This window comes from Pseudarthrobacter sp. MM222 (genome assembly GCF_947090775.1).
Classification (GTDB): Bacteria; Actinomycetota; Actinomycetes; order Actinomycetales; family Micrococcaceae; genus Arthrobacter.
The window spans coordinates 120,931-142,191 of the sequence record NZ_OX352321.1; the positions used below are offsets into that span (position 1 = coordinate 120,931).

A 21,261-nucleotide genomic window follows, 5' to 3' on the forward strand; every position below is an offset into this window, starting at 1 on the left:
TGGGTAGGCGCCGGCCGGCTTTCCGGCGCTCGGCCGGGCAGCCCGCAAGAGGGGATCATGGACGTCATTGTGATCGAGACCCCACAACTGGGGGACCGCAGCTACCTCGTCCATGACGGTGAGGTGGCGCTGGTCATTGACCCGCAGCGGGACATCGACCGGGTGGAAGCCGCTGCCCGGGACGCCGGGGTCCGGATCACGCACGTGGCGGAAACCCACCTGCACAACGACTACCTCACCGGGGGCTTTGCCCTGGCGCGGGCGCACGGCGCGAGCTACCTTGTGAACGCTGCGGAGCCCGTGGAGTTCGAACGCCAGCCGATCACGGACGGCCAGACTGTCCGGGTCGGCGCGCTGAACGTCAAGGCCATCGCCACCCCAGGTCACACCCACACGCACCTGTCCTTCATCGTGGACGACGGCGCGACGCAAGCCGTTTTCTCCGGCGGCAGCCTGCTCTACGGCTCGGTCGGCCGCACGGACCTCGTTGCCGCGGCCGACACGGTCGGTCTCACCCACGACCAGTACTCCTCGGTGCGTCGCCTGGTCGCGGAGGCCGCCGCCGGCGCGGCCCTCTTCCCGACGCACGGCTTCGGCTCGTTCTGCTCCTCGGGACCGGCCAGTGGCGCGGGATCCTCGACTATCGCCGAGCAGATGACCGCCAACCACGCACTCACAGACGCGGACGAGGACCACTTCGTCCGCGAACTCGTCGCCAACCTCACCGCCTACCCCTCCTACTACGCCCACATGGCCGTGGCCAACGCCCGGGGACCGGGCCCGGCGGAGCTGGCCGTGCCGGAATCGCTGGACACCGCGGAGCTCGCCCGGCGCCTCGCGGCCGGCGAATGGGTGGTGGACCTGCGGCAGCGCGTTGCGTTCGCCCACCAGCACCTGCACGGCAGTGTGAGCTTCGAATACGGCAACAGTTTCAGCACCTATCTGGGCTGGCTCCTGCCGTTGCAGGAGCCGTTGACCCTGGTCGGTTCCCTTGCCGATGTGGAGAATGCAGTCCGCGACCTCTCACGGATCGGCATCGACGCCCCGGACGCGGCCGTCGGAACGGACCCGCACGCGCTGGCACCCCAGGCCGTCCTGGACTCCTATCCCCGGGTGGGCTGGGACGGCGTGCTGGCCGGCCGTTCGCCGGCGGACACCGTCCTCGATGTGCGCCGCGCCGACGAATACGCGAGGTCACGGGTGGCCGGCGCCGTGAACATCCCGCTCCATGATCTGCTGCCGCGCCTGGCGGATGTGCCCGCCGGGAAGCTGTGGGTGCACTGCGCCACCGGCTACCGGGCCGGCATTGCAGCCAGCCTGCTGAGCCGTGCGGGCCGGGACGTGAGGCACATCGACGCCAGGTTCCGCGATGCGGGATCCGCCGGGATCCGCCTCGACCAGGTCCGCGCTGCCCCCGGCTGAGCCGACCGCAGAGGCGAAACACTGGAGCGTCGGGCCGCGTTCTCTGGCAGAGTATGACCATGCTCACAGTAATTGGCGAGGGCCTCGTCGACGTCGTCCAGCGCTCCTCCGGTATTCAGGCCCATGTGGGCGGAAGCCCCCTCAATGTTGCGGTAGGGCTGGCGAGGCTGGACCACCCGGTGCAGTTCATCGGCCGCTACGGAAGGGATGCCTACGGCGAAGCGGTGGCGGCGCATCTGCGATCCAGTTCGGTGCTGCTCCCGGTGGGACCGGACGAGCTTCCCACCAGCGTAGCCACCGCACTGATCGACGACGACGGCGCCGCCAGCTACACCTTCGACCTCGCCTGGGAGCTGCCCGGCCTCGCGGACCGGCTGCCGTTCATGCTGCAGGGCACCACCCTGCTGCACACAGGGTCGATCGCCACGATGCTCGCCCCCGGCGCCGCGGACGTGCTGGCCGCCGTCGAGCATGCCCATCCCTCCGTGACCATCAGCTTCGATCCGAACTGCCGCCCCAGCATCATCATGGACGTGGACTACGCGCGCCGGCAAACCGAAAAGTTCGTCTCTCTTGCCGACGTTGTCAAGGCCTCGGACGAGGACCTGGCCTGGCTCTACCCCGGGGAGGGCCCGCTGGATTCGGCCCGCCGCTGGCTGTCCCTGGGCGGCTCGGAGGGCCCGGCCCTGGTGGTGGTGACGCGCGGCGCGGAGGGGCCCTGGGGTGTCAACGCCTCCGGCGAAGCCCAGTTCGCTGCTCCTTCAGTCAATGTGGCGGACACCGTGGGCGCCGGCGATTCCTTCATGGCAGCGCTGCTGTCCGGGGTCGTGGATCTCGGACTCGACGGGGCCCAGAACCGCAAGGGCCTTCGCGAACTGTCCGCCGACAACCTCCGCGACCTCCTGGCGCGCGCGGCGTGGGCAGCTGCTGTGACGGTGTCGCGCGCCGGCGCCAACCCGCCAACCCGCGCAGAACTGAACCGGATGGAGCTCGAAGCTCAGGCGTCCCTGCCTGCGGATTCGGGGACCACCGACCCTGAAAGTGCCGATCTCCCCATCATCTGAAAGGCAGCCATGACAAGCCACGACGCCCCGACTTTCCACGTCAGCAGCGGGTCGTTCCAGGACGGCCAAACCCTTCCGGCGCCGCAGCGCAGCGGCAAGATGCGGGCCGGCGGCCAGGACGAGTCCCCGCAGCTGAGCTGGAGCGGCGCACCGGCCGGAACCCGGAGCTACGCCGTGACCGTGTTCGATCCGGATGCCCCCGGCCGCGGCGGGTTTTGGCACTGGGCGGTCCTGGACCTCCCGGCCGATGTTACGTCGCTGCCGGCCGGGGCGGGCGCAGAGGGCGGGCGCGAGCTCCCGCCGGGCGCCCTGCAGCTGAAGAACGACGCCGGCTTCCACGGCTACCTGGGGGCAGCGCCGCCGCCTGGCCATGGTCCGCACCGCTACGTCGTCACGGTCCACGCCCTCGACGTCGAGCAGTCCGGACTGGACAACCGCACCTCCCCGGCAAGCCTCGAAGCCAAGCTCTCCCGCCACACCCTGGCCCGGGCCACCCTGACAGGGATCTACGAACGGCATTAGGCGCCGGCACTAAACGCAGCCCGCCCGCGACCGCCCACGCCCGCCCGCGACCGCCCACGCCCGCCTGCAACCGCCCACGCCGCCTGCAACCGCCCGCGCCGCCTGCAACCGCCCGCGCCCGCCCACGAATTCGCCGGAAGCCTGCGAGTTCGCCGTAACCTTGCGGCGACTTCGCGCGGTTCCGGCGAGTTCGGCGTCGGCCCGCGCCGCCAGTGCCCGCACCCCCCGCCCGGCCGCCAGTGCCCGCACCCCCCCGCCCGCGACCGCCCACGCCGCCTGCAACCGCCCACGCCCGCCCACGAATGCCCCGTCCGCCCACCAATTCGCCGGAAGCCTGCGAGTTCGCCGTAACCTTGCGGCGACTTCGCGCGGTTCCGGCGAGTTCGACGTCGGGCCGCGCCGCCAGTGCCTGCACCCCCCCGCCCGGCCGCCAGTGCCCGCACCCCCGCCCGGCCGCCCGACGTCGGCCCGGGCCCGACGCCCGCGACCGCACGGCCGTCCAGCGTCGGCCAGCGGCACCGAACGGCACCAGTGCTCGTCCCGCGAGGTACCCCACCGGGTCCCCGCTCCAGCGCGCCCACGTAGACTGGCAGTATGCGGCTGGTAGCAAGTGACATTGACGGAACGATCCTCGGCCACGACGGCAAAATCAGCGACCGCACGGTCCGCGCCTTCCATGCCTGCCGCGAAGCCGGGGTGGAACTGGTCTTCGTCACGGGACGCCCGCCGCGCTGGCTACACCCGCTGGAGGACCAGCTGGGGCACACCGGGACAGTCATCTGCTCCAACGGCGCCGTGGTCTGGGACCTCGAAGCTGACCGGGTGGTTTCGGCCCAGGGCCTGGACCTCGACGCCGTGTTCGAGACGCGCCGCATCATCCAGCGGATCCGGCCCTCGGCACTGTTCGCCGCTGAAACCCTGACCGGATTCCACCTGGAGCCGGGCTTTATCGAGAACGGTTCCAGCGAGCTGCTCGCCGAATTTACCCCGGCGCCGCTGCACAGCACGCTCACTGTGAACGATTCCGTGGTGAAGTTCCTCGCCGTCGTGAGAGAGGGCACCGCGGACGAGTTCCTCGCCGAAGTGACGCCCGCCGTCGCGCATCTGGCCGCGGCGACGCATTCGGCGCCAAACATCGCCCTGCTCGAACTGTCCCTCCCGGGCGTCAACAAGGCCGTCACGCTCGCCGAGTACGCAGCGTCCCTGGGTATCGAGGCCGGCGACGTGGTGGCGTTCGGGGACATGCCCAACGACATCGAAATGCTGCGCTGGGCCGGGGATGGGTACGCGATGGCCAGCGGCCACCCGGAAGCCATCCGCGCGGCCGGCCAACAGGCCCCCCACTTCGACGATGACGGCGTCGCGCAGATCCTCGAGGCCAAGCTCGCAGCCCTGGGCGTCCGCCTTCCCTGACCGCGGGCCCCGGCCCGCCGGTGCGTGATCACCGGATTCCCAGCTTCCGGTCAACTGGCGTTCACCTTCGCCTCCTAGGCTGAAATCTCACGACGGACCGTTCAACCGACAGCTGGGGACATCATGGCCAGGCACCGCATTCAACGCACCGACGAACCATCACCGCACCGGGTCGAACCCGATCCCCGCTGGAAGAGCCTGCGGCGCGGGGACCGGGTCTCCGTCCGGACGCATCCCGGCTACGAAACCGGTGGCCTCGTCGATGCCGTCACGGACGACCACACCGTGGTCTGGATAGACCTCGACGGCGGCAGGGGGCGCACCCTGCTGCACATCAGTGACGGCGTCGAGATCCTTCCGTCCATCTGCTGACCCTTCGGCTGCCGGTGCCCGCGGGCTCCGGTACGCTTCAGGCATGAACACGCCGCTCCTCCCGTACTTCTCCGCCGGCGGAGCCGCCGAAGCACCCCTCGCCTTGGCTCACCGCGGCTTCTCCCGGGAGGGCCTGGAAAACTCCATGGCCGCGTTCGGCGCCGCCGTGGATCTCGGCTTCCGGCATCTTGAGACGGACGTGCACACCACGGCCGACGGCGCGCTGCTGCTGTTCCACGACGAGGTCCTGGATCGGATCACGGATGGCAACGGACGAATCTCGGAGCTGTCTGCGTCGACTGTGGCGCGCGCCCGGATCGGCGGAACGGAACCGATCCCGCTGCTAGCCGAACTCATCACCAAGTACCCGGACGTCCGGCTGAACCTCGACGTCAAGGACTGGAACTCGGTGGCCACCCTGGTGGCGGCAATCGAGCGTTACGATTTGCATGACCGCGTGCTGGTGGCCAGCTTTTCGGATCGCCGGCGCCGTGCCGTGCAGAAGCAGCTCAGCCGCCCGGCCGCCGGCTCCGCCGGAATCGTCTCCAACGGCCTCTTGGTCCTGCTGGGGCCGGTGTTGCCCGCCGCGCTGCTTCGGCTGGTGACGCGCAGGGCGCTCCGCGGAGTCCAGGCGCTGCAGGTACCCGTCCGCTACGGGGCCGTGACGGTGGTGACGCTGGGCTTCGTGAAGCGCGCCCACCGGCTCGGCCTGCAGGTGCACGTCTGGACCATCAACGAGCCGGCGGAGATGCACCGGCTGCTGGACCTGGGCGTTGACGGGATTGTCACGGACCGCGCCGACCTTCTCAAGGTCGTGCTCCAGCAGCGCGGCGCATGGCGGAACTGAACTCCGCGGGAACCTAGCCGCCCTAGCCGCGGCCCATGCTTCCGGCGCCCGGGTCCTCGGCACCCTCCGAAGGATCCGCGCGGAGGTCCTCGGGATTCGGATCCGGCAAGCCGCCCGGGCCCGGGACGTCATGGGGATCATTCAGCGGGGGAGTTCCTCCCGGTTCCTCGGTCGGGGCCGGAGGCGGGGCGTCCAGCGGAGACCCGCCGGGGTCGCCCGGGGCCTCGCGCGACGGGTCCGTGCCAGGTTCGCTGTCGGAACGAGGAACGGAGCCGGCCGAACCGGCAGCAGTACCGGAACCGGTAGCGGTACCGGTAGCGGTACCGGTAGTGCCGGTCTCGTCGTCGAGGGCGTTGGAGCCTTCGCTGATCGAGGAATGCACCTGGACGTCGTCCCGTGGGTTGCCGGGATCAGGGGCGTGGCCGTCGTCGGACTTTTCCGCGGTGCCGCCTAGATCTTCCATCGCGTTTTCTGCCGCTTTGCTGATGCTATCGCCGATACCCATCGCCGTCTCCTTTGTCGACACCGTGCGGCCGGGGCTGCCGGCCCTGCTCTTCCAGCCTAATCAGCATGCTTACCAGTCGTCCAGAGCCTTCGCCGGCGTGAAGCCGCCCGGTCAGCTGGAGAGTTCCATCATCAGCGGCGGGAGCTCTTCGGTGAGTTCGCGGGCAAGATAGCCCAGTCCTCCCAGCCGGCTGGCAAGCCGATCGCCGGCGGCGGCATGCAGGTGCGTGCCCCAGCAGGCGGCCTGGGAGTTGGTTGTTCCGCGGGCCCGGAGACCGGCAATGATCCCGGAGAGCACGTCCCCGCTACCCGAAGTGCCCAGCCCGCTGTGCCCGGTGGTGATTTCCCAGTGGCCCGACCCGTTCTGGTCAGCGCCGCCGCCCGCCTTCCCACCGCGGCGCGGGGCCGCAATGACCCCCTGGCAGCTCACCACGGCCTGGTATTTGTCGGCTAGGTCAGGCACGTCCCGGTGCAGGTCGTCCACGTCGCGGCCGAGCAGGATGCCGGCCTCGGTGACATTGGGGGTCAGGATCAGCCGGTCCGCCCACGGGCCAAGCTCGCCCTCCAGCTCCGGCAGGCTGCCCAGGGCGAAGGCGTCCAGGATGATGGCCGGCGGCGTGCCGTCCGCCGGCATCGCGAGCATCCCGCGGAGCAGCGCCGTCGCCTCGTCCTTGTCGTCCAGGCCAGGTCCCACCAGGACGGCGTCCGCGGACTCCAGCTCGTCGGCGAGGGTGGTGGCGCACGAACCGGCGACGGATCCCGCCGGGGTTTCCGGCAAGCCCAGCACGCCGGCCTCGGGGAGCGCGATCGCCAGCTGCACCGCAACGGACTCGGCCACGGCCAGGGTGAGCCGGCCGGCACCGGACCGGAGCGCCGCGACCCCGGAAAGAAGTGCCGCCCCGGGCGTCATCCTGGCCCCGCCAATCACCAGGACCGAGCCGCGGTCATCCTTTCCCGACCCGCCGCCGGGCAACGGCCAGCCCCTCAGCAGGGTCGGCGTGACGAGTTCAGCGGGGATGGACATTGGCATCTCCTGAGTGTTGGGTCACCGGAACGCCTTCGCTCATCAGGTGGTCGGCCATGTTGAAACTTTCCAGCTGCCAAGGGCCGGTGCCCTCCGGTCGGACGAAGCGGCTGACCGAGGCATTGAGGATTGTGGAGGTGGCGGCGATGTCCAGGAGTTCACTCTCCGTCAGGCCTTCCAGGACGTACCGGATCAGCAGGATCACGGCGTCGTGGCAGACGAGCATGACTTTTTGCCCGGGGTGCCGGAGGTCCAGATCCCAGAGCAGGGAGCGCACGCGCAGTACGACGTCGGCCCAGGACTCGCCGCCGGGCGGGCGGTAGTAGAACTTGCCCAGCCACCGCCTGCGTTCGGCCTCCTCGGGTAGCCGCGCTTCCACTCCGAGGGAGGTGAGCATGTCGAGGATGCCGAGTTCGCGGTCGCGGAGCCGTTCATCAATCAAGACCGGTGTCTGCCAGCCGCCGGTGGTGACGGCGAGTTCCGCGGTCTGCCGCGCCCGGATGTAGGGCGAGGACCAGACGACGGCGCGGCTTTCCTCCGGGAAGCCTGCCAGCAGCCGGCCCAGGGCCAGCGCCTGCTCCCGTCCGGTGTCGGACAGTTCGACGTCGGCGTCACGGGCGGGCACCTGGATCACGTGCGCGCCGGCCTGATGCGCCAGCGTCGCGGCGAGGTTTCCTTGGCTTTCGCCGTGGCGGACCAGCAACAGCTGCGTCAGGCCGGGTGAGCCGCGGCCCGGGCCGGCGGTCTGTCCGTTTGCGTTCACTTCTGCCCCCTGGGTCCGGTCCGATTCTGCCTCGCTGTCACGTTACTGCCGCCGCTCCGCGTTGTCGCTCCCGTCCCGGAACCCTCCGCCCGCGCCCGGAACCCTCCTCCCGTCCCGGAACCCTCCGCCCGCGCCCGGAACCCGCCGCCCGCGCCCGAGCACCAGCGGGACTGGCAGGATAGGAGCATGCGCATCCTCATCGCCCCTGACAAATTCAAAGGTTCGCTCACGGCCGTCGAAGCCGCCGCCGCCATGGCCGAAGGTGCCTTGCGGGTTTATCCCGACGCCGAGACCGTGCAGTTTCCGATCGCCGACGGCGGCGAAGGAACCTTGGAGGCCGCCGTCGCCGCCGGGTATGAGGAGCGGCTCAACGCCGTCGTCGGGCCCATCCTGGCGCCGGTTGGTGCCGCCTGGGCGATCCGCAAGGACGCCTTCGGCGGCGCGACCGCCATCATCGAAACAGCGCAGGCGTCCGGCCTGGCGGACATGGAGCCGACCCCGGCCAATTCCCTGCGCGCCCACAGCTATGGCTGCGGGCAGCTGATTGCCGCTGCCCTGGACGCGGGCGCCACCGAGATCGTCCTCGGCGTGGGCGGCTCCGCAATGAGCGACGCCGGCAGCGGAGCGCTCCGGGCCCTGGGGCTGAAGCCGCTGGATGCCGCCGGCAACGTGGTGCCGCTGGGCGGCGGGTCGCTGGCCGAGGTGGCCTCCCTGGATGTCAGCGGACTCGATCCCCGGCTGACTGCGGTGACCTTCCGGATCGCCGTAGACGTGCAGAATCCGCTGTTCGGGGAGGACGGGGCGGCGCACGTCTTCGGCCCGCAGAAGGGCGCCGACGGGGACGCCGTGGAGCTGCTCGACGCGGGCCTCCGAAACTGGGCCTCGGTGCTGCGCCAGGCCACCGGCCGGGACGTGAACGTAGCCGGCGCGGGCGCGGCCGGCGGGTTCCCGGCGTCGTTCCTGGCGTTCAGCAACGCCGTCCTTGAAGGCGGCTTTGAGCTCGTGGCCGGGCTTACCGGTCTCGCCGGAAAACTCGCCGGGGCGGACCTCGTTATCACCGGGGAGGGGTCGCTGGATTCGCAGTCGCTCACCGGGAAGGCCCCGATTGCACTCGCCGATGCCGCCCGGGACCTCGGGATCCCCGTGATCGTGGTGGCCGGACGCATCCTGGTCACCCCGGAGGACCTCGCCGGGCACGGCGTGGTGGCCGCCGCCCAGCTGCTGGACGTCGCAGGAAGCCCTGCCGACGCCGTCGCGAACGCCGCAAAGTACCTCGCCTGGGCCACCAGTCAGGTCCTCGAAGGCGCCTGAGGCCTCAGGTTCCGGTTTCATAGTGCGGTTCGGCTACCGGCTTGGATTCCGGGGAGCCTTTCTCGCGGAGGTAAACCGAGGCGCCCACCAGCACGGCCACGGCCAGGAATTCGCTCTGCCAGTTCTGGAAAGATTCGAACCAGAACCGGCTCGTTGCGAGGTACTCGAACAAGGTTACCGGTGGCTGGCCGTGGCTTTGCTGTTCCTCGCTATACGCTTCACTGCCGCCGATGGCATGGAGGGCAACGGACATCAGGAACAGCAGCAGGAACATGATGGACAAGGAGTGCTGGTAGAGGTTGAGCACCCAGCCGCCCCGCCGCACCGGCCACGGCGTGTTGGCCTTGAGGGGCGCGTCCCGCGGGTCCTGGTCCTGAGGGGATTCCTTGCCCATTGGCTTCGACTCTGATGATCCCTTCTGGAAGAGGAAGACGGTCAGGATGACGTACATGCCCATCTGCAGGAACTCGGACTCCCAGTTCTCAAAGGTCGCCTCAAGGAACGCCCCGGTGCCGAGGTACTGCAGGACGCTGACGGCTGAGCCGCCATGGGTCACCTGGTCCTCGCTGTAGTCGGCGGCGCCGCTGAAGATCATCCCGCCGAAGAAGACCACGAAGAGCCCGATGTTGGCCAACAGGAGTCCGTGTTCCTTCACCCACTTGCCCATGGTTCCTCCCGAAGGTGCGCTGCGTTGTTGGTGTGCCGTGCCTGTCATGTCACTTTCCTTTGCTTGCCCCTCGTCTGAGCCTGTTGGGCACGTAGACCAAGAGGATCAGCAGTGCCGCCAGCAGCACCGCCCCCGCGGTGAGGCCGGCCGTCCGTCCTGCCGTGACATCGAAGACCATCGCCGAGGTACCGACGCTGAGGAGCCCGACGCCGGCCAGGGCCACTTTTGCGATCCGGTCCGCGCTGGCGACGAGCGTGGCTTTGAGGCGCAGCCGGAACAGGCGGCGGTGCACGCTCACGGGCAGCAGGATCAGTGCCGTGGTGAGCGCGGCCAGCGCCACATTGGCCAGGTAAAGGTTGACCTGGAAATCGTCCAGCGTTTCAAACCTCGACTGGAACGGCAGGGTCAGGAGGAAACCGGCAAGGATCTGCACGCCCGTCTGCAATACCCGCAGTTCCTGCAAAAGTTCCATCCAGTTACGGTCCATTTTTTCGTCGACGGATTCGTTCCTCCCGTCACTGGTGGACTTTTCTGGTTCGGACACTGACAGAACCTCCGATAGATGCGGATCGGGCCGCGGATGGCGGTTAACACTCAACCTAGGCTTGAGACTTGCTAATTTCAAGTTGGTACTAAGTCTGCTGATTATTTTGCAGGTAGGGTGGAACTGTTTACATCCGCTGGGATAGTTTCGAGGAGCCGGATTAGCCCGGCAGCCGCGGAAACGTCCCTGGAAACCGACACGTTGTTAGGTGGACCATGAGTGATCCAAGCAAACAGCAGGACCAGCCGCGGGACCCCCGCAGCGGCTACTACTCGGGTTCCTTCCCTGAGCAGGTCCAGGAACAGCCGGGTTTGACCGCGCCCATGGACCCCGCGCCGGATCACGGCGAGGAGAGCTACCGCGGTAGTGAAGCGCTCAAGGGCAAGGCCGCCCTCATCACCGGCGGTGACTCGGGAATCGGCAAGGCCGTCGCCATTGCCTTCGCCAGGGAGGGCGCCGACGTCGCCATCTCCTACCTGCCCGAAGAGGAAGAGGACGCCCAGGACACCGCCGAGTGGATCCGCAAGGCGGGCCGGAGGGCGCTGCTGATCCCCGGCGACGGCAGAAGTGAGGATTTTGCCAGCAAAATAGTGGCGGACACCGTTGCCGAGTTCGGCCGCCTGGATGTCCTGGTCCTGAACGCGGCGTACCAGAAAAACCGCGACAGCTTCGAGTCCCTGCCCACTGAAGAGTTTGACCGCGTTTTCCGGACCAACCTGTACTCGCTGATCTGGACGGCCCGAGCGGCGGTCCCGCAACTGAAGGCCGGGGCCTCGATCATCACCACGGCATCCATTCAGGCATTCAACCCTTCTCCGGAACTTATCGACTACGCGATGACCAAGGCGGCGCAGGTCGCCTTCACCAAGGCCCTGGCGCAGGAACTCGGACCCAAGGGGATCCGCGTGAACGCCGTGGCGCCGGGTCCCATCTGGACGCCCCTGATCCCGGCGACGGAGTGGCCGGACAAGCTCCCGACCTTCGGCCAGGACACCCCGCTGCAACGCGCCGGCCAGCCCGCCGAATTGGCGCCGGCCTACGTGCTGCTCGCCTCCGACCACGGCTCCTACATTTCCGGCGCCGTGCTTCCCGTCACCGGTGGAAAGGGCCTCTGAGGCACCCCCCGCACGTGCCCGCTCACCCGGGCACCCATAGAAGTCAGGTTTCACCACGATTCCAACAGCAGGAGGAATGACATGACTCAGGACAACCAGCAGGACCCGATCGAAGAAGCCGGTGGCTACGGGACCCCGACGGCCGAGCAGGAAATGCCCCCGGGGGACGCAAAGAAGTTTGCCCAGCCCCGGGAGGAAGAGGCGTTCGACGCCGCAGGCCTCAGCCAGGACACTCCGGACGGCGAGACCTTCCCGGCCGGAGCGCCGGACCTCAGCCAGTTCGGCGCAGAAGACCAAGACAGTGCAGGAGAACCCGGAGCCGGACGCTTCGGAGGAACGGAGGAACAAATGAGTTCGGAAAACGCCAGTTCAGGGCCGGGATACGACGCGGACGCACCCGAGGATTCGGAGGCGGCAGTGCCTTCCTCGGAGGCCGAGATGGATGATGCCAACACCGAGGAGCCCGACGCCGGGAGGCCGTTCTCCTCGGAGCCCGGCCAGGATGCCGCAGGTCTGCCCGACGGTTCCGGGACGGACCTGCCGGAGAGCAAGTCGCCGGACAGCGGCGACGACGAGGAACCGTTCGACGCCGGCTAACCGCCGTCCGCCCCGCCGTAAATGACGAAAAGCCGGTGTCCTGCCACCTCGCGGTGGCCGGACACCGGCCTTCGTTTGAGAGCTGCGGGCAGTTAGCGGCGTTTCTTCGGTGCGCGCCTGGCGGCGGCGTTGGCCGCGGCCTTTCCGGCCGCTACAGCGGCCAGCTCTTCGGTTTCCGGCTCCGCCACCGTGCCACGGGCCTTCGCGATGGCCTTCATTCCGTGGTAGATCACCAGGGCCGCCGCAGACCCCAGGGCAATGCCGGTGAACTTCAGGTCGCCGATGGTCCACGTGTAATCCGCAATGCCGACAATGAGCGCGACTGCGGCGGTGGTCAGGTTCACCGGGTTGGAGAAGTTCACCTTGTTCTGGACCCAGATCTTCACGCCGAGGACGCCGATCATGCCGTAGAGCATGGTGGCCGCACCGCCCAGCACGCCCGGCGGGACGGTAGCGATCAGCTCGCCGAACTTCGGTGAGAAGCTCAGCAGCACGGCGAAGATGCCGGCCACCCAGTAGGCCGCAGTCGAGTAGACCTTCGTCGCCGCCATGACGCCGATGTTCTCCGCGTAGGTGGTCGTGCCCGAGCCCCCGCCCACACCGGCAAGAACTGTCGCCGCGCCGTCGGCCATCAGCGCCCGACCGGAGACGCCGTCGAGGTTCTGGCCGGTCATGGCCGAAACGGACTTCACGTGGCCGATGTTCTCGGCGACCAGCACCAGTACCACCGGCACGAACAGGCCGACGACGCCGAGGTGGAACTCGGGCGTCTGGAATGGCGGCAGTCCGATCCAGGCGGCACCGTCCATCTTGGAGTAGTCCACCTCGCCGCGGATCATCGCCACAAGGTAGCCCACCACGACGCCAACCAGGATGCTGAGCCGGCCCAGGATCCCGCGGAACACGACACTGACCAGAATGATGGTCGCCAGCGTGATTAGGGCGGTGATCGGGGCGGCATCGAAGTTGTTCTTCGCCGCGGGCGCCAGGTTGAGACCGATCAGCGCGACGATGGCACCGGTAACGATCGGCGGCATCAGGCGGTTAATCCAGCCTGCCCCGAACTTCTGCACGACGGCGCCGATGATGGCCAGCCCGACGCCGGCCAGGACCACTCCGCCGAGTGCTCCCGCGACGCCGTACTGCTGCTGTGAGGCCATGATCGGGGCGATGAACGCAAAGCTCGAGCCGAGGTAGCTGGGCACCTGTCCCTTCGTGATCACGAGGAACAGCAAGGTGCCGATGCCGGAGAAGAAGAGCGTGGTGGCCGGCGGCATGCCCGTGATGATGGGAACCAGGAACGTGGCACCAAACATGGCAACGACGTGCTGCATGCCGACGCCGATGGTCAGGGGCCAGGCGAGCCGCTCATCGGGCTTGACCACCTCGCCCGGGCGGATGGACCTGCCGTTGCCGTGGAGCTTCCATTTGGTACCGAGCATGCTCATTGCCTGAGCCTTTCAAAGAATGTGTGGCGGGGCGGGAAGAATTCCTCCGGAGCAACTTTACCGCGCCGGTGTTACCGGCAGGCTTCGGCTGCGGCGCCGCTGTGCGGGACGTCACGGGGCGCCACGGGAAGCAGACAGTGCCAGTGGAAGTTGCAACCATGGACAGCACAAACGTCCGGGCCCCCTCGGGCCGGAAAGCGAAAGGGATGCGAATGACGATCGCCCATGACGAAGCAGTAATCGACGCGGCCGCGGTGGACGCTATTTTTGCGGAGGCCCGCACGGCCAACGCCTTCACCGGCAAAGTCACCGATGAACAGGCACGCGCCATCTATGAACTCACCAAGTTCGGGCCGACCGCCTTTAACTCGCAGCCGCTGCGCGTGACCTACGTCCGCTCCGCCGAGGCCCGCGCCACCCTCGTCGGCGCCCTGTCCACCGGGAACCGCGCCAAGACGGAATCGGCGCCGCTCGTGGCGATCCTCAGTTACGACACGTCCTGGCAGGAGCAGTGGGACACCTTCCTTCCCGGCTACAACGCCCCTAAAGCCATGTACGACGCCGCCCCGGAGCTGGCCGCAGCCACCGGCAACAACAACGCACACCTGCAAGCCGGTTACTTCATCCTCGCCGTGCGCTCCCTTGGGTTCTCAGCCGGGCCCATGACCGGTGCGGACTTCGCCGCCGTCGACGCCGCTTTCTTCCCCGACGGCAGCCAGAAGAGCTTCCTGGTGGTGAACATCGGCCAGCCCGCGGCTGACGCGTGGGGTGCTGCGAAGCCGAAATTCGCCTACGACGAGGTCGTCCGCACGGTCTGACGCCCCAGGCACCGCCGCCGCGCTGCCGGTCGCGGGGGTGTCTCCGGCACCAGCCGGTCGCGGAGGTGCCTCCGGCACCATGGGGGACAGGCCGGAGGCACTCGGGACGCAATTCTGCGCCTGAGCGCAAGGCCGCATCCGGGGCCACTTACAGTTTAGTCCGCCGGCGCCTCCGCGGCACAGGGCCGCGCGTGCCGCCAGTGAGGCGAGGCCGTGGGTGCCGGCGAGTCATAACGTGAACCTTCCCCCGGGAATTCTTCCCGGGGGTGCGATACTGGGGTCACGCGAAGCTGCGTCCACAAATTTCGGGCTATAGGTGCGGACTGGGGGCCACAACATGATGCTAGACACCGCAACCTTGCGGGTCGCTTTGGCGGTGGTCGACTTAACGCTGCTTCTGCTTTTTTACTTCATCACGTTCCGCCGGACCCGTTCCGCCTACAGCGGCTGGTGGTGCATGGCCCTGCTCCTGTTCCTGTCCGGCAATGCTGCGTACCTCCTTGACGGCACCATCCATCAGATCTGGGCCAACCCCTTCGGAAACGTCCTCCTGGTGTCAGGCGCGGCGAGTATCTGGGCCGGGGCCCGTTCGCTGCGGACCACAGTGCCCCAGCCATGGCTTCTCGCGGTGGCCCCCGCCGTCACCGCCGTGGGCTCGGCGCTGGACCAGCCGGCCACCAACATCTGGGCCGGCGGCCCGTTCTATCTGGCATCGATGAGCGTCCTGATCGGCCTTGCCTGCCGGGAGCTCTTTCTGCTCGACCACAACTATTCCCGCGTGCACCGGACCCTCGCCGTCGGGTCCGGCATCCTTTCGGTCTTCTACCTGGGCCGGCTGGTCGCCTTCCTAGCGGATGGACCCGAGGGGCCGGTGTTTCTCTCGGTGTTCGGATCGGTCACGACAACCCTGTTTTCGGCCGTGATTCTGGTGGTCGCGTCCTTCACCATGGCGGAGCTCAGCAACGAGCAGCTGAATCAGGATCTGCGGGCGAGGGCTACATTCGATGGCCTGACCGGTCTGCTGAACCGGGCCGCGTTCCTGGAGCTCGCCGAGCACGAGCTGCGCCGCCTCAACCGGGTCCGCACCACCGGTTCCCTGGTCCTCGCGGACCTGGACCACTTCAAGGCCATCAACGACGAGTTCGGCCATTCGGCCGGCGACACGGCACTCCAGGCTTTCGCGGACGCCTGCAGGGCCACGGTCCGTGCCACAGACCTCGTGGGCCGTTACGGGGGCGAGGAATTCATCCTGCTGCTCCCCGGGGTCACGCCGGAGGTGGCCAGCGACATCGCCGCGGAGATCAGCCGCCGCCTGGAGGCACGGAAGTCCAGCACGATCCCGCGCCTCCCCACGGTCAGCTACGGCATCGCGGCCACCAGCCACCACGGGCGGGCGGAACTACCGATGATGGTGGCCGCGGCCGACGCGGCCCTCTACCAAGCGAAATCGCTTGGCAGGGACCGCTCCGTGCTGGCCAGCCACCTTGAGGAAAAGTCCGCCTGACTGCTAGGAAATGACGCCGTCGACGAGAGCCTTGGCCTCGGCCTGGACCTGCTTGAGGTGCTCGGCGCCCTTGAAGGACTCGGCGTAGATCTTGTAGACGTCCTCGGTGCCGGAGGGCCGCGCCGCGAACCAGGCGTTGTCGGTGACCACCTTGAGGCCGCCGATCGACGCGCCGTTGCCGGGCGCTTCGGTGAGCTTCGCGGTGATGGTCTCCCCGGCCAGTTCCGTAGCCGTGACATCCGAGGGGGACAACTTGCCGAGCGCTGCCTTCTGCTCCCGGCTGGCCGCCGCGTCGATCCGCGCGTAGACAGGGTCGCCAAACTGGTCGGTGAGGCCCTTGTAGAGCTGCGACGGCGACTTGCCGGTCACGGCGGTGATCTCCGAGGCCAGCAGCGCCAGCAGGATGCCGTCCTTGTCCGTGGTCCACACGCTGCCGTCCAACTTGTTAAAGGACGCGCCCGCCGATTCCTCGCCGCCGAAGGCTCCCTCGCCCGACAGCAGGCCCGGGACGAACCACTTGAAGCCCACCGGGACCTCAACGAGCTTGCGGCCCAAGCTGTCGGCCACCCGGTCGATGATGGAGGAGGAAACCAGCGTCTTGCCGATCACGGACTGCGGGTTCCAGCCGGTACGGTGGCGGTAAAGGTAGTCAATGGCAACGGCGAGGTAGTGGTTGGGGTTCATCAGGCCGCCCCTTCCATCAACAAGCGGGGTCACGATGCCGTGCCGGTCGGCGTCGGCGTCGTTACCGGTGGCGACGTCGAACTTGGCGCCCTCGGACATCCGGTTGATCAGCGACGCCATCGCCGACGGCGACGAGCAATCCATCCGGATCTTCTCGTCCCAGTCGAGCGTCATGAAGGCCCACTGCGGATCGACCGTCGGGTTGACCACGGTCAGGTTCAGGTGGTGGCGCTCGCCGATCTCGCCCCAGTAATCCACGGACGCCCCGCCCATCGGGTCCGCGCCGATCCGGACGCCGGCCTCTCGGATCGCGTTGAGGTCCAGCACCGAGGGCAGGTCGTCCACGTAGCTGCTGAGGAAGTCGAACTTGCCCGTGGTGCCGGCGCTGAGGGCGTCGGCGATGGGGATCCGCTTGACGCCGCGCAACCCGTTCTCCAGCAGTTCGTTGGCGCGGTTGGCGATCCAGCCGGTGGCATCGGAGTCCGCGGGCCCGCCGTGCGGGGGGTTGTACTTGAAGCCGCCGTCGCCGGGCGGGTTGTGGCTGGGCGTCACCACGATGCCGTCGGCCTGCGGTGCCCCGGCCGGGGAGTTGTTGTTGTGGCTGAGGATGGCGTGGCTCAGGGCCGGAGTGGGCGTGTAGCCGTGGCGGGCGTCGATCAGGACGTTGACCCCGTTCGCGGCGAGCACTTCCAGCGCGGAGTTCTGCGCGGGCTCGCTCAGCGCGTGGGTGTCCTTGGCGAGATACAGGGGACCGGTAATGCCCTGGCCCGCCCGGTATTCCACGATGGCCTGGGTGATGGCCAGGATGTGCGGCTCATTAAAGGAGGCCTTCAGGCTGGATCCGCGGTGCCCGGAGGTGCCGAAAGCTACACGTTGTCCGGGGTCACCTAAATCCGGCGAAACGTCGTAGTACGCATCCAGAAGCGCAGTGAGGTCAACAAGGTCTTGGGGTTGGGCAACAGTGCCCGCGCGGCTAGCCATGGCTTTAGCATGCCAGACGAGACGGGAGCACAACATGATTTGCGCGGAATCAGGTCCCTGTGACGCAGAATTTCCTGATCATCGCAACGGCGCGGCGGTAGGCTGGATTCAGGGACTAAAAAGGGGACTTCCATGACTGACCAGCCGACCTCCGGCAAGGACGACACGCCGCACGGCGAGCAGCCGCCGCTGGACACTCCACCGTACGGAACCGAGCGCACAGCCCCGGCTTCCGGCTCCAGTTCCGAACCGGGCTACGGCCAAGGACAGGACCAGTGGCAGAACCAGCCGTACAGCCAGGACAGCCACCTGCACGGAACAAGGCACGGCCAGCCTTACGGCCACGGATCCCCGGAGTTCGGCCAGCCCGCAAGCCCCTACGGCCCGGCATACGGCCAGCCGGGCCAGCAATATGCGGCGCCCGGCCAGCCCGGCTACAACGCCTACGGGCAGCCGGCGTACTACGGAGTACCGGCCGAGCCCAAAGCACTGAGCATCGCCAGCCTCTGCTGCGGGATCGCCGCGCTCGTGGGCTTCGGGTTCTTCCTCCTGCCCCAGATCGCCGCCGTAATACTGGGGCACATGGCACTCACGAGGGAACCGGCCGGCCGGGGCATGGCAATAGCGGGCCTGGTGCTCGGTTACGTGGGGGTGGCGCTCACGATCCTGGTCATCGTGATCTTCGGGATAGTGATCAGCAGCGCCCGCTACACCGGTTACGGGATCTAAGTTCCCGCACGACGGCGTACGCCTCACTGGGGACGTGGCAGCGCAATTCAACCGCGCACGTCCCCTAGCCCGCGCACTTCCCCGAGCCCGCCGGGTTAGCGCACTTCCCCGAGCCCGCGGGGTTAGCGCACGCCGCCCATAATCTTCTTGATTGCGGGTGAGGCAGCAGCCAAGCCGACGGCCAGCAGCATGGCCGTGCCGCCGATGCCGATGAAGTACGGCAGCTCGTCCTCCGGGTTGTACAGCCCGGACAGGATGCCCGCCAGGGTGGTGCCGAGCGAGACCGAAAGGAAGAACAGCGCCACCATCTGCGTGTGGAAGGCTTTCGGGGCCAGCTTGGTGGTCACGGACAGGCCGATCGGGGAGAGGAAAAGCTCGGCGAGGGTGAACAGGAACAGGATCCCCACCAGCGCGAGCAGTGGGGTCTTTCCTTCCCCGGCGAGGGGGATAAAGGCCAGGAAGGCCAGTCCCATCACGAAGAGGCCGATCGAGAACTTCAGCGCCGAGCCGGGCTGCCGGCGTCCCAGCCGGGTCCACAGTGCAGCCATCACGCCGGCGAAGATGATGATGAAGACCGGATTGATGGACTGCACCCAGGCCGCCGGCATCTCCCAGCCGAACAGGTTGCGGTCCAGCTTTTCCTCCGAGTACACGGCGATAAAGGTGAACTGCTGCTGGAACAGGGCCCAGAAGGCGGCCGATGCGATGTACAGGGGAATGAACGCGGCGACGCGGCGGCGCTCGGTGCCGTCGACCTTCTTGCTGCTGAAGATCAGGGCGAAATACACCACGGACGCGCCGATGGCGGCGTAGGCCATGGACGTGGCCAGATTCCCGGCGTTCACGGTGCCGGTGGCGAGCAGGACGGCAATGGCAGCGGCGATTCCGGCGAAGACCAGACCGTAGCGCGTCCGCTCGGCGGCGGGCAGCGGGTTGGGGACGCGGTGCGCTTCCTCGGGGAGCTTCTTGCGGCCCGCAGCGTAGATCCCGAGGCCCAGGGCCATGCCGACAGCCGCGGCGCCGAAGCCCCAGTGGAAGCCGTGGCTTTCCTGCAGCCAGCCGGTCACCAGCGGGCCGATCAGGGCGCCGGCGTTGATGCCCATGTAGAAGATGGAGAAGCCGGCGTCGCGGCGTTCATCCTTTTCGCCGTAGAGGCTCCCGACGAGGGCCGTGGCATTGGCTTTGAGGCCGCCGGAACCCACCCCCACCAGCACCAGGCCCGCGATCAGCCCGGGGATGCCGGGGACCAGGGCCAGCGCGATGTGGCCGGCCATGATCAGGACGGCCGAGCCGAACAGCACACGCTCGGACCCAAAGAGCCGGTCCGCGAGCCACGCGCCGAGGATGGTGGAGAGGTAGACGCCGCCGCCGTAGGCGCCGACCAGGCCGGCGGCGAGGCCCTGCTCGATCTCGAGGCCGCCTTCGGCCGCCGTGAAGTACATGTAGTAGAGCAGGATTCCCTGCATCCCGTAGAAGGAGAAGCGCTCCCACATTTCTACGGAGAAGAGGCTGGCCAGCATCTTTGGGTGGCCGAAAAAGGACGTATCGCCCGGCGTTGTGGCGGGGGCATCGGGTAAATGAGTAGTGCTCATTTACTTAATGCTCACATTGTGACGCGTGATTGTCACATTCGCGGGCGCCCGGGGCAAGGACTTGGGGCAGCGCGTCGTGCTGTTCTTGATCCCCGGCGCGACTCATCCGGCGACCCCGTGCCGAGTTCGCCGGAGACCTGCGGGGTCGCCCGAAACTTACGGCGACCCCGCCGCGTTCCGGCGATTTCACCGGCGGACGGCTTGGGCGGCTACCCGGCGTCGAACATGATGACCTGGCGGACGGCCTTGCCGTCGGCGAGCTGGTCCATGGCCTCGTTGATGTCGGCCAGGCCGATCCGCTTGGAAATCAGTTCCTCGACCGGCAGCTTCCCCTCTCGCCACAGCTGGGCGTACTTGGGGATGTCCCGGGACGGCACGGCCGAGCCGAGGTAGCTGCCCACGATCGTCCGTGCCTCCGCGGTGATGGTCAGCGGCGAGATCGCGGCCCGGGCTTCCGGGGAGGGAAGGCCTGCGGTGATCGTGGTTCCGCCGACGGCGGTGGCGGCGAAGGCCGTCTCGAACGCGCGGGGATTGCCGGCGCATTCGATCACATACCGGGCCTTGATGCCGTCCTCGAGGACCTGCTGCGGGGTGTACGCCTCGTGGGCGCCCAGCCGGCGGGCGTGCTCGAGTTTCTCCTCGAAGGTGTCCACGGCAATGATGCGGGAGACGCCCTGGGAGATGGCCGTGATCAGGGCGGCCATGCCGACGCCGCCTAGGCCCACGATCATGATGCTGTCCTTGGGCTCCGGGCGGGCCGCGTTGAGGACGGCGCCGCCGCCGGTGAGCACGGCGCAGCCCAGGACGGCGGCGACGTCTGCGGGGATGTCGTCGCCGACCGGAACGGCGGAGGCCCGGTCCACAACCGCGTGGGTGGCGAACCCGGAGACGCCCAGGTGGTGGTGGACCTTTTCGCCGTCGCGGCTCAGGTGCATGGAACCGTGCAGCAGCGTCCCGTCATTGTTGCTTTTCGATCCGGCGGTGCAGGGCAGCCGGCCGTCCGCGGCGCAGTTCTCGCACTTTTCGCAGCGGGGCAGGAAGGACATGACCACGCGCTGGCCGGGTTCGAGATCGGTGACCTCGGAACCGACTTCCACGACGCGGCCCGCGGCCTCGTGGCCCAACAGCATTGGCACCGGGCGCACCCGGTTGCCATCGACAACGCTCAAGTCGGAATGGCAGATGCCGGCGGCTTCAAGCCGGACCAGGATCTCGGTGGGTCCGGGGCCATTCAGCTCCAGCTCCGAGATGCTGATCGGCTTGGAATCTGCGAACGGGCGCGGCCGGCCGATTTCCTCAAGTACTGCACCAGTGATCTTCATCGATCCCTCTCATCGCCC

Annotated in this window: 21 protein-coding genes; 12 read left to right on the forward strand and 9 right to left on the reverse strand. The window is 68.1% G+C overall.

The features are described 5' to 3' along the window. Positions 1–57 precede the first annotated feature (57 nt). The 6 genes from OM977_RS00615 (at position 58) to OM977_RS00640 (ending at position 5,640) form a co-directional block, all read left to right on the forward strand. Positions 58–1,422 carry an MBL fold metallo-hydrolase gene (locus OM977_RS00615; protein ID WP_264355640.1) on the forward strand — a complete coding sequence of 455 codons (1,365 nt, stop codon included), beginning with the start codon at positions 58–60 and terminating at the stop codon, positions 1,420–1,422. Between the two features lie 59 nt (positions 1,423–1,481). Further along, positions 1,482–2,486 (forward strand): carbohydrate kinase family protein, encoded by a 1,005-nt coding sequence (locus OM977_RS00620; protein ID WP_264355641.1) that lies wholly within the window; start codon positions 1,482–1,484, stop codon positions 2,484–2,486. Between the two features lie 9 nt (positions 2,487–2,495). Next, positions 2,496–3,008: a YbhB/YbcL family Raf kinase inhibitor-like protein gene (locus OM977_RS00625; RefSeq protein ID WP_264355642.1), complete on the forward strand. Its 513-nt coding sequence runs from the start codon at positions 2,496–2,498 to the stop codon at positions 3,006–3,008. Positions 3,009–3,602: 594 nt separating this feature from the next. Then, positions 3,603–4,421, forward strand: coding sequence for an HAD family hydrolase (locus OM977_RS00630; protein ID WP_264355643.1), 819 nt, complete (start codon positions 3,603–3,605; stop codon positions 4,419–4,421). A 123-nt stretch (positions 4,422–4,544) separates the two neighbouring features. Continuing rightward, positions 4,545–4,793, forward strand: a complete 249-nt coding sequence (locus OM977_RS00635; protein ID WP_264355644.1) for a hypothetical protein — start codon at positions 4,545–4,547, stop codon at positions 4,791–4,793. 43 nt (positions 4,794–4,836) lie between these two features. Next, positions 4,837–5,640, forward strand: a complete 804-nt coding sequence (locus OM977_RS00640; RefSeq protein WP_264355645.1) for a glycerophosphodiester phosphodiesterase — start codon at positions 4,837–4,839, stop codon at positions 5,638–5,640. A 22-nt stretch (positions 5,641–5,662) separates the two neighbouring features. Here OM977_RS00640 and OM977_RS00645 read toward each other — a convergent pair whose 3' ends face one another. The 3 genes from OM977_RS00645 to OM977_RS00655 form a co-directional block, all read right to left on the reverse strand. Next, on the reverse strand, positions 5,663–6,145 hold the full coding sequence (locus OM977_RS00645; RefSeq protein ID WP_264355646.1) for a hypothetical protein: 483 nt from the start codon (positions 6,143–6,145) through the stop codon (positions 5,663–5,665). Positions 6,146–6,256: 111 nt separating this feature from the next. After that, positions 6,257–7,174 carry an ADP-dependent NAD(P)H-hydrate dehydratase gene (locus OM977_RS00650; protein ID WP_442960676.1) on the reverse strand — a complete coding sequence of 306 codons (918 nt, stop codon included), beginning with the start codon at positions 7,172–7,174 and terminating at the stop codon, positions 6,257–6,259. Then, a complete protein-coding gene (locus tag OM977_RS00655; protein ID WP_264355648.1) occupies positions 7,152–7,931 on the reverse strand; it encodes a histidine phosphatase family protein in 780 nt (259 codons plus the stop codon). Before OM977_RS00655 ends, OM977_RS00650 begins: the two co-directional genes overlap by 23 nt. Before the next feature lie 186 nt (positions 7,932–8,117). Between OM977_RS00655 and OM977_RS00660 the strand changes: the two genes are divergently transcribed. After that, on the forward strand, positions 8,118–9,242 hold the full coding sequence (locus OM977_RS00660; protein WP_264355649.1) for a glycerate kinase: 1,125 nt from the start codon (positions 8,118–8,120) through the stop codon (positions 9,240–9,242). A gap of 4 nt (positions 9,243–9,246) precedes the next feature. On the opposite strand, the gene OM977_RS00665 is transcribed toward OM977_RS00660, so the two are convergent. Both OM977_RS00665 and OM977_RS00670 read right to left on the reverse strand, forming a co-directional pair. Further along, entirely contained in the window at positions 9,247–9,957 is a 711-nt protein-coding gene (locus OM977_RS00665; protein ID WP_333473991.1) for a DUF6766 family protein, read from the reverse strand. Position 9,958: 1 nt separating this feature from the next. After that, positions 9,959–10,453: a DUF6328 family protein gene (locus OM977_RS00670; protein WP_442960677.1), complete on the reverse strand. Its 495-nt coding sequence runs from the start codon at positions 10,451–10,453 to the stop codon at positions 9,959–9,961. A gap of 215 nt (positions 10,454–10,668) precedes the next feature. Here OM977_RS00670 and OM977_RS00675 point away from each other — a divergent pair, with 215 nt between their 5' ends. Continuing rightward, entirely contained in the window at positions 10,669–11,568 is a 900-nt protein-coding gene (locus OM977_RS00675) for an SDR family oxidoreductase (protein ID WP_264355650.1), read from the forward strand. Positions 11,569–11,649: 81 nt separating this feature from the next. After that, positions 11,650–12,165, forward strand: a complete 516-nt coding sequence (locus tag OM977_RS00680; RefSeq protein WP_264355651.1) for a hypothetical protein — start codon at positions 11,650–11,652, stop codon at positions 12,163–12,165. 92 nt (positions 12,166–12,257) lie between these two features. Here OM977_RS00680 and OM977_RS00685 read toward each other — a convergent pair whose 3' ends face one another. Then, positions 12,258–13,613 (reverse strand): uracil-xanthine permease family protein, encoded by a 1,356-nt coding sequence (locus OM977_RS00685; protein ID WP_264355652.1) that lies wholly within the window; start codon positions 13,611–13,613, stop codon positions 12,258–12,260. Between the two features lie 212 nt (positions 13,614–13,825). Here OM977_RS00685 and OM977_RS00690 point away from each other — a divergent pair, with 212 nt between their 5' ends. Together OM977_RS00690 and OM977_RS00695 are read left to right on the forward strand one after the other, a co-directional pair. Beyond that, a complete protein-coding gene (locus tag OM977_RS00690; RefSeq protein WP_264355653.1) occupies positions 13,826–14,431 on the forward strand; it encodes a malonic semialdehyde reductase in 606 nt (201 codons plus the stop codon). A 337-nt stretch (positions 14,432–14,768) separates the two neighbouring features. Continuing rightward, a complete protein-coding gene (locus OM977_RS00695) occupies positions 14,769–15,935 on the forward strand; it encodes a GGDEF domain-containing protein (protein ID WP_264355654.1) in 1,167 nt (388 codons plus the stop codon). A 3-nt stretch (positions 15,936–15,938) separates the two neighbouring features. On the opposite strand, the gene pgm is transcribed toward OM977_RS00695, so the two are convergent. Further along, complete coding sequence (gene pgm / locus OM977_RS00700) at positions 15,939–17,600, reverse strand: phosphoglucomutase (alpha-D-glucose-1,6-bisphosphate-dependent) (RefSeq protein WP_264355655.1); 1,662 nt, start codon at positions 17,598–17,600, stop codon at positions 15,939–15,941. A gap of 132 nt (positions 17,601–17,732) precedes the next feature. Between pgm and OM977_RS00705 the strand changes: the two genes are divergently transcribed. Further along, positions 17,733–18,329 carry a DUF4190 domain-containing protein gene (locus OM977_RS00705; RefSeq protein ID WP_264355656.1) on the forward strand — a complete coding sequence of 199 codons (597 nt, stop codon included), beginning with the start codon at positions 17,733–17,735 and terminating at the stop codon, positions 18,327–18,329. A gap of 122 nt (positions 18,330–18,451) precedes the next feature. Here OM977_RS00705 and OM977_RS00710 read toward each other — a convergent pair whose 3' ends face one another. Then, entirely contained in the window at positions 18,452–19,921 is a 1,470-nt protein-coding gene (locus tag OM977_RS00710; protein WP_264355657.1) for a peptide MFS transporter, read from the reverse strand. Between the two features lie 209 nt (positions 19,922–20,130). Next, positions 20,131–21,243 (reverse strand): alcohol dehydrogenase catalytic domain-containing protein, encoded by a 1,113-nt coding sequence (locus OM977_RS00715; RefSeq protein ID WP_264355658.1) that lies wholly within the window; start codon positions 21,241–21,243, stop codon positions 20,131–20,133. Positions 21,244–21,261: the final 18 nt, after the last annotated feature.

Bases quoted from the DNA above. Each gene is read 5' to 3' on its own strand.
- pgm (WP_264355655.1), bottom strand. From the start codon at position 17,600: ATGGCTAGCCGCGCGGGCACTGTTGCCCAACCCCAAGACCTTGTTGAC.
- OM977_RS00615 (WP_264355640.1), top strand. From the start codon at position 58: ATGGACGTCATTGTGATCGAGACCCCACAACTGGGGGACCGCAGCTAC.
- OM977_RS00650 (WP_442960676.1), bottom strand. From the start codon at position 7,174: ATGCCAATGTCCATCCCCGCTGAACTCGTCACGCCGACCCTGCTGAGG.
- OM977_RS00665 (WP_333473991.1), bottom strand. From the start codon at position 9,957: ATGACAGGCACGGCACACCAACAACGCAGCGCACCTTCGGGAGGAACC.
- OM977_RS00645 (WP_264355646.1), bottom strand. From the start codon at position 6,145: ATGGGTATCGGCGATAGCATCAGCAAAGCGGCAGAAAACGCGATGGAA.
- OM977_RS00705 (WP_264355656.1), top strand. From the start codon at position 17,733: ATGACTGACCAGCCGACCTCCGGCAAGGACGACACGCCGCACGGCGAG.
- OM977_RS00675 (WP_264355650.1), top strand. From the start codon at position 10,669: ATGAGTGATCCAAGCAAACAGCAGGACCAGCCGCGGGACCCCCGCAGC.
- OM977_RS00620 (WP_264355641.1), top strand. From the start codon at position 1,482: ATGCTCACAGTAATTGGCGAGGGCCTCGTCGACGTCGTCCAGCGCTCC.
- OM977_RS00625 (WP_264355642.1), top strand. From the start codon at position 2,496: ATGACAAGCCACGACGCCCCGACTTTCCACGTCAGCAGCGGGTCGTTC.
- OM977_RS00635 (WP_264355644.1), top strand. From the start codon at position 4,545: ATGGCCAGGCACCGCATTCAACGCACCGACGAACCATCACCGCACCGG.
- OM977_RS00715 (WP_264355658.1), bottom strand. From the start codon at position 21,243: ATGAAGATCACTGGTGCAGTACTTGAGGAAATCGGCCGGCCGCGCCCG.
- OM977_RS00630 (WP_264355643.1), top strand. From the start codon at position 3,603: ATGCGGCTGGTAGCAAGTGACATTGACGGAACGATCCTCGGCCACGAC.
- OM977_RS00640 (WP_264355645.1), top strand. From the start codon at position 4,837: ATGAACACGCCGCTCCTCCCGTACTTCTCCGCCGGCGGAGCCGCCGAA.
- OM977_RS00695 (WP_264355654.1), top strand. From the start codon at position 14,769: ATGATGCTAGACACCGCAACCTTGCGGGTCGCTTTGGCGGTGGTCGAC.
- OM977_RS00710 (WP_264355657.1), bottom strand. From the start codon at position 19,921: ATGAGCACTACTCATTTACCCGATGCCCCCGCCACAACGCCGGGCGAT.
- OM977_RS00685 (WP_264355652.1), bottom strand. From the start codon at position 13,613: ATGAGCATGCTCGGTACCAAATGGAAGCTCCACGGCAACGGCAGGTCC.
- OM977_RS00680 (WP_264355651.1), top strand. From the start codon at position 11,650: ATGACTCAGGACAACCAGCAGGACCCGATCGAAGAAGCCGGTGGCTAC.
- OM977_RS00660 (WP_264355649.1), top strand. From the start codon at position 8,118: ATGCGCATCCTCATCGCCCCTGACAAATTCAAAGGTTCGCTCACGGCC.
- OM977_RS00690 (WP_264355653.1), top strand. From the start codon at position 13,826: ATGACGATCGCCCATGACGAAGCAGTAATCGACGCGGCCGCGGTGGAC.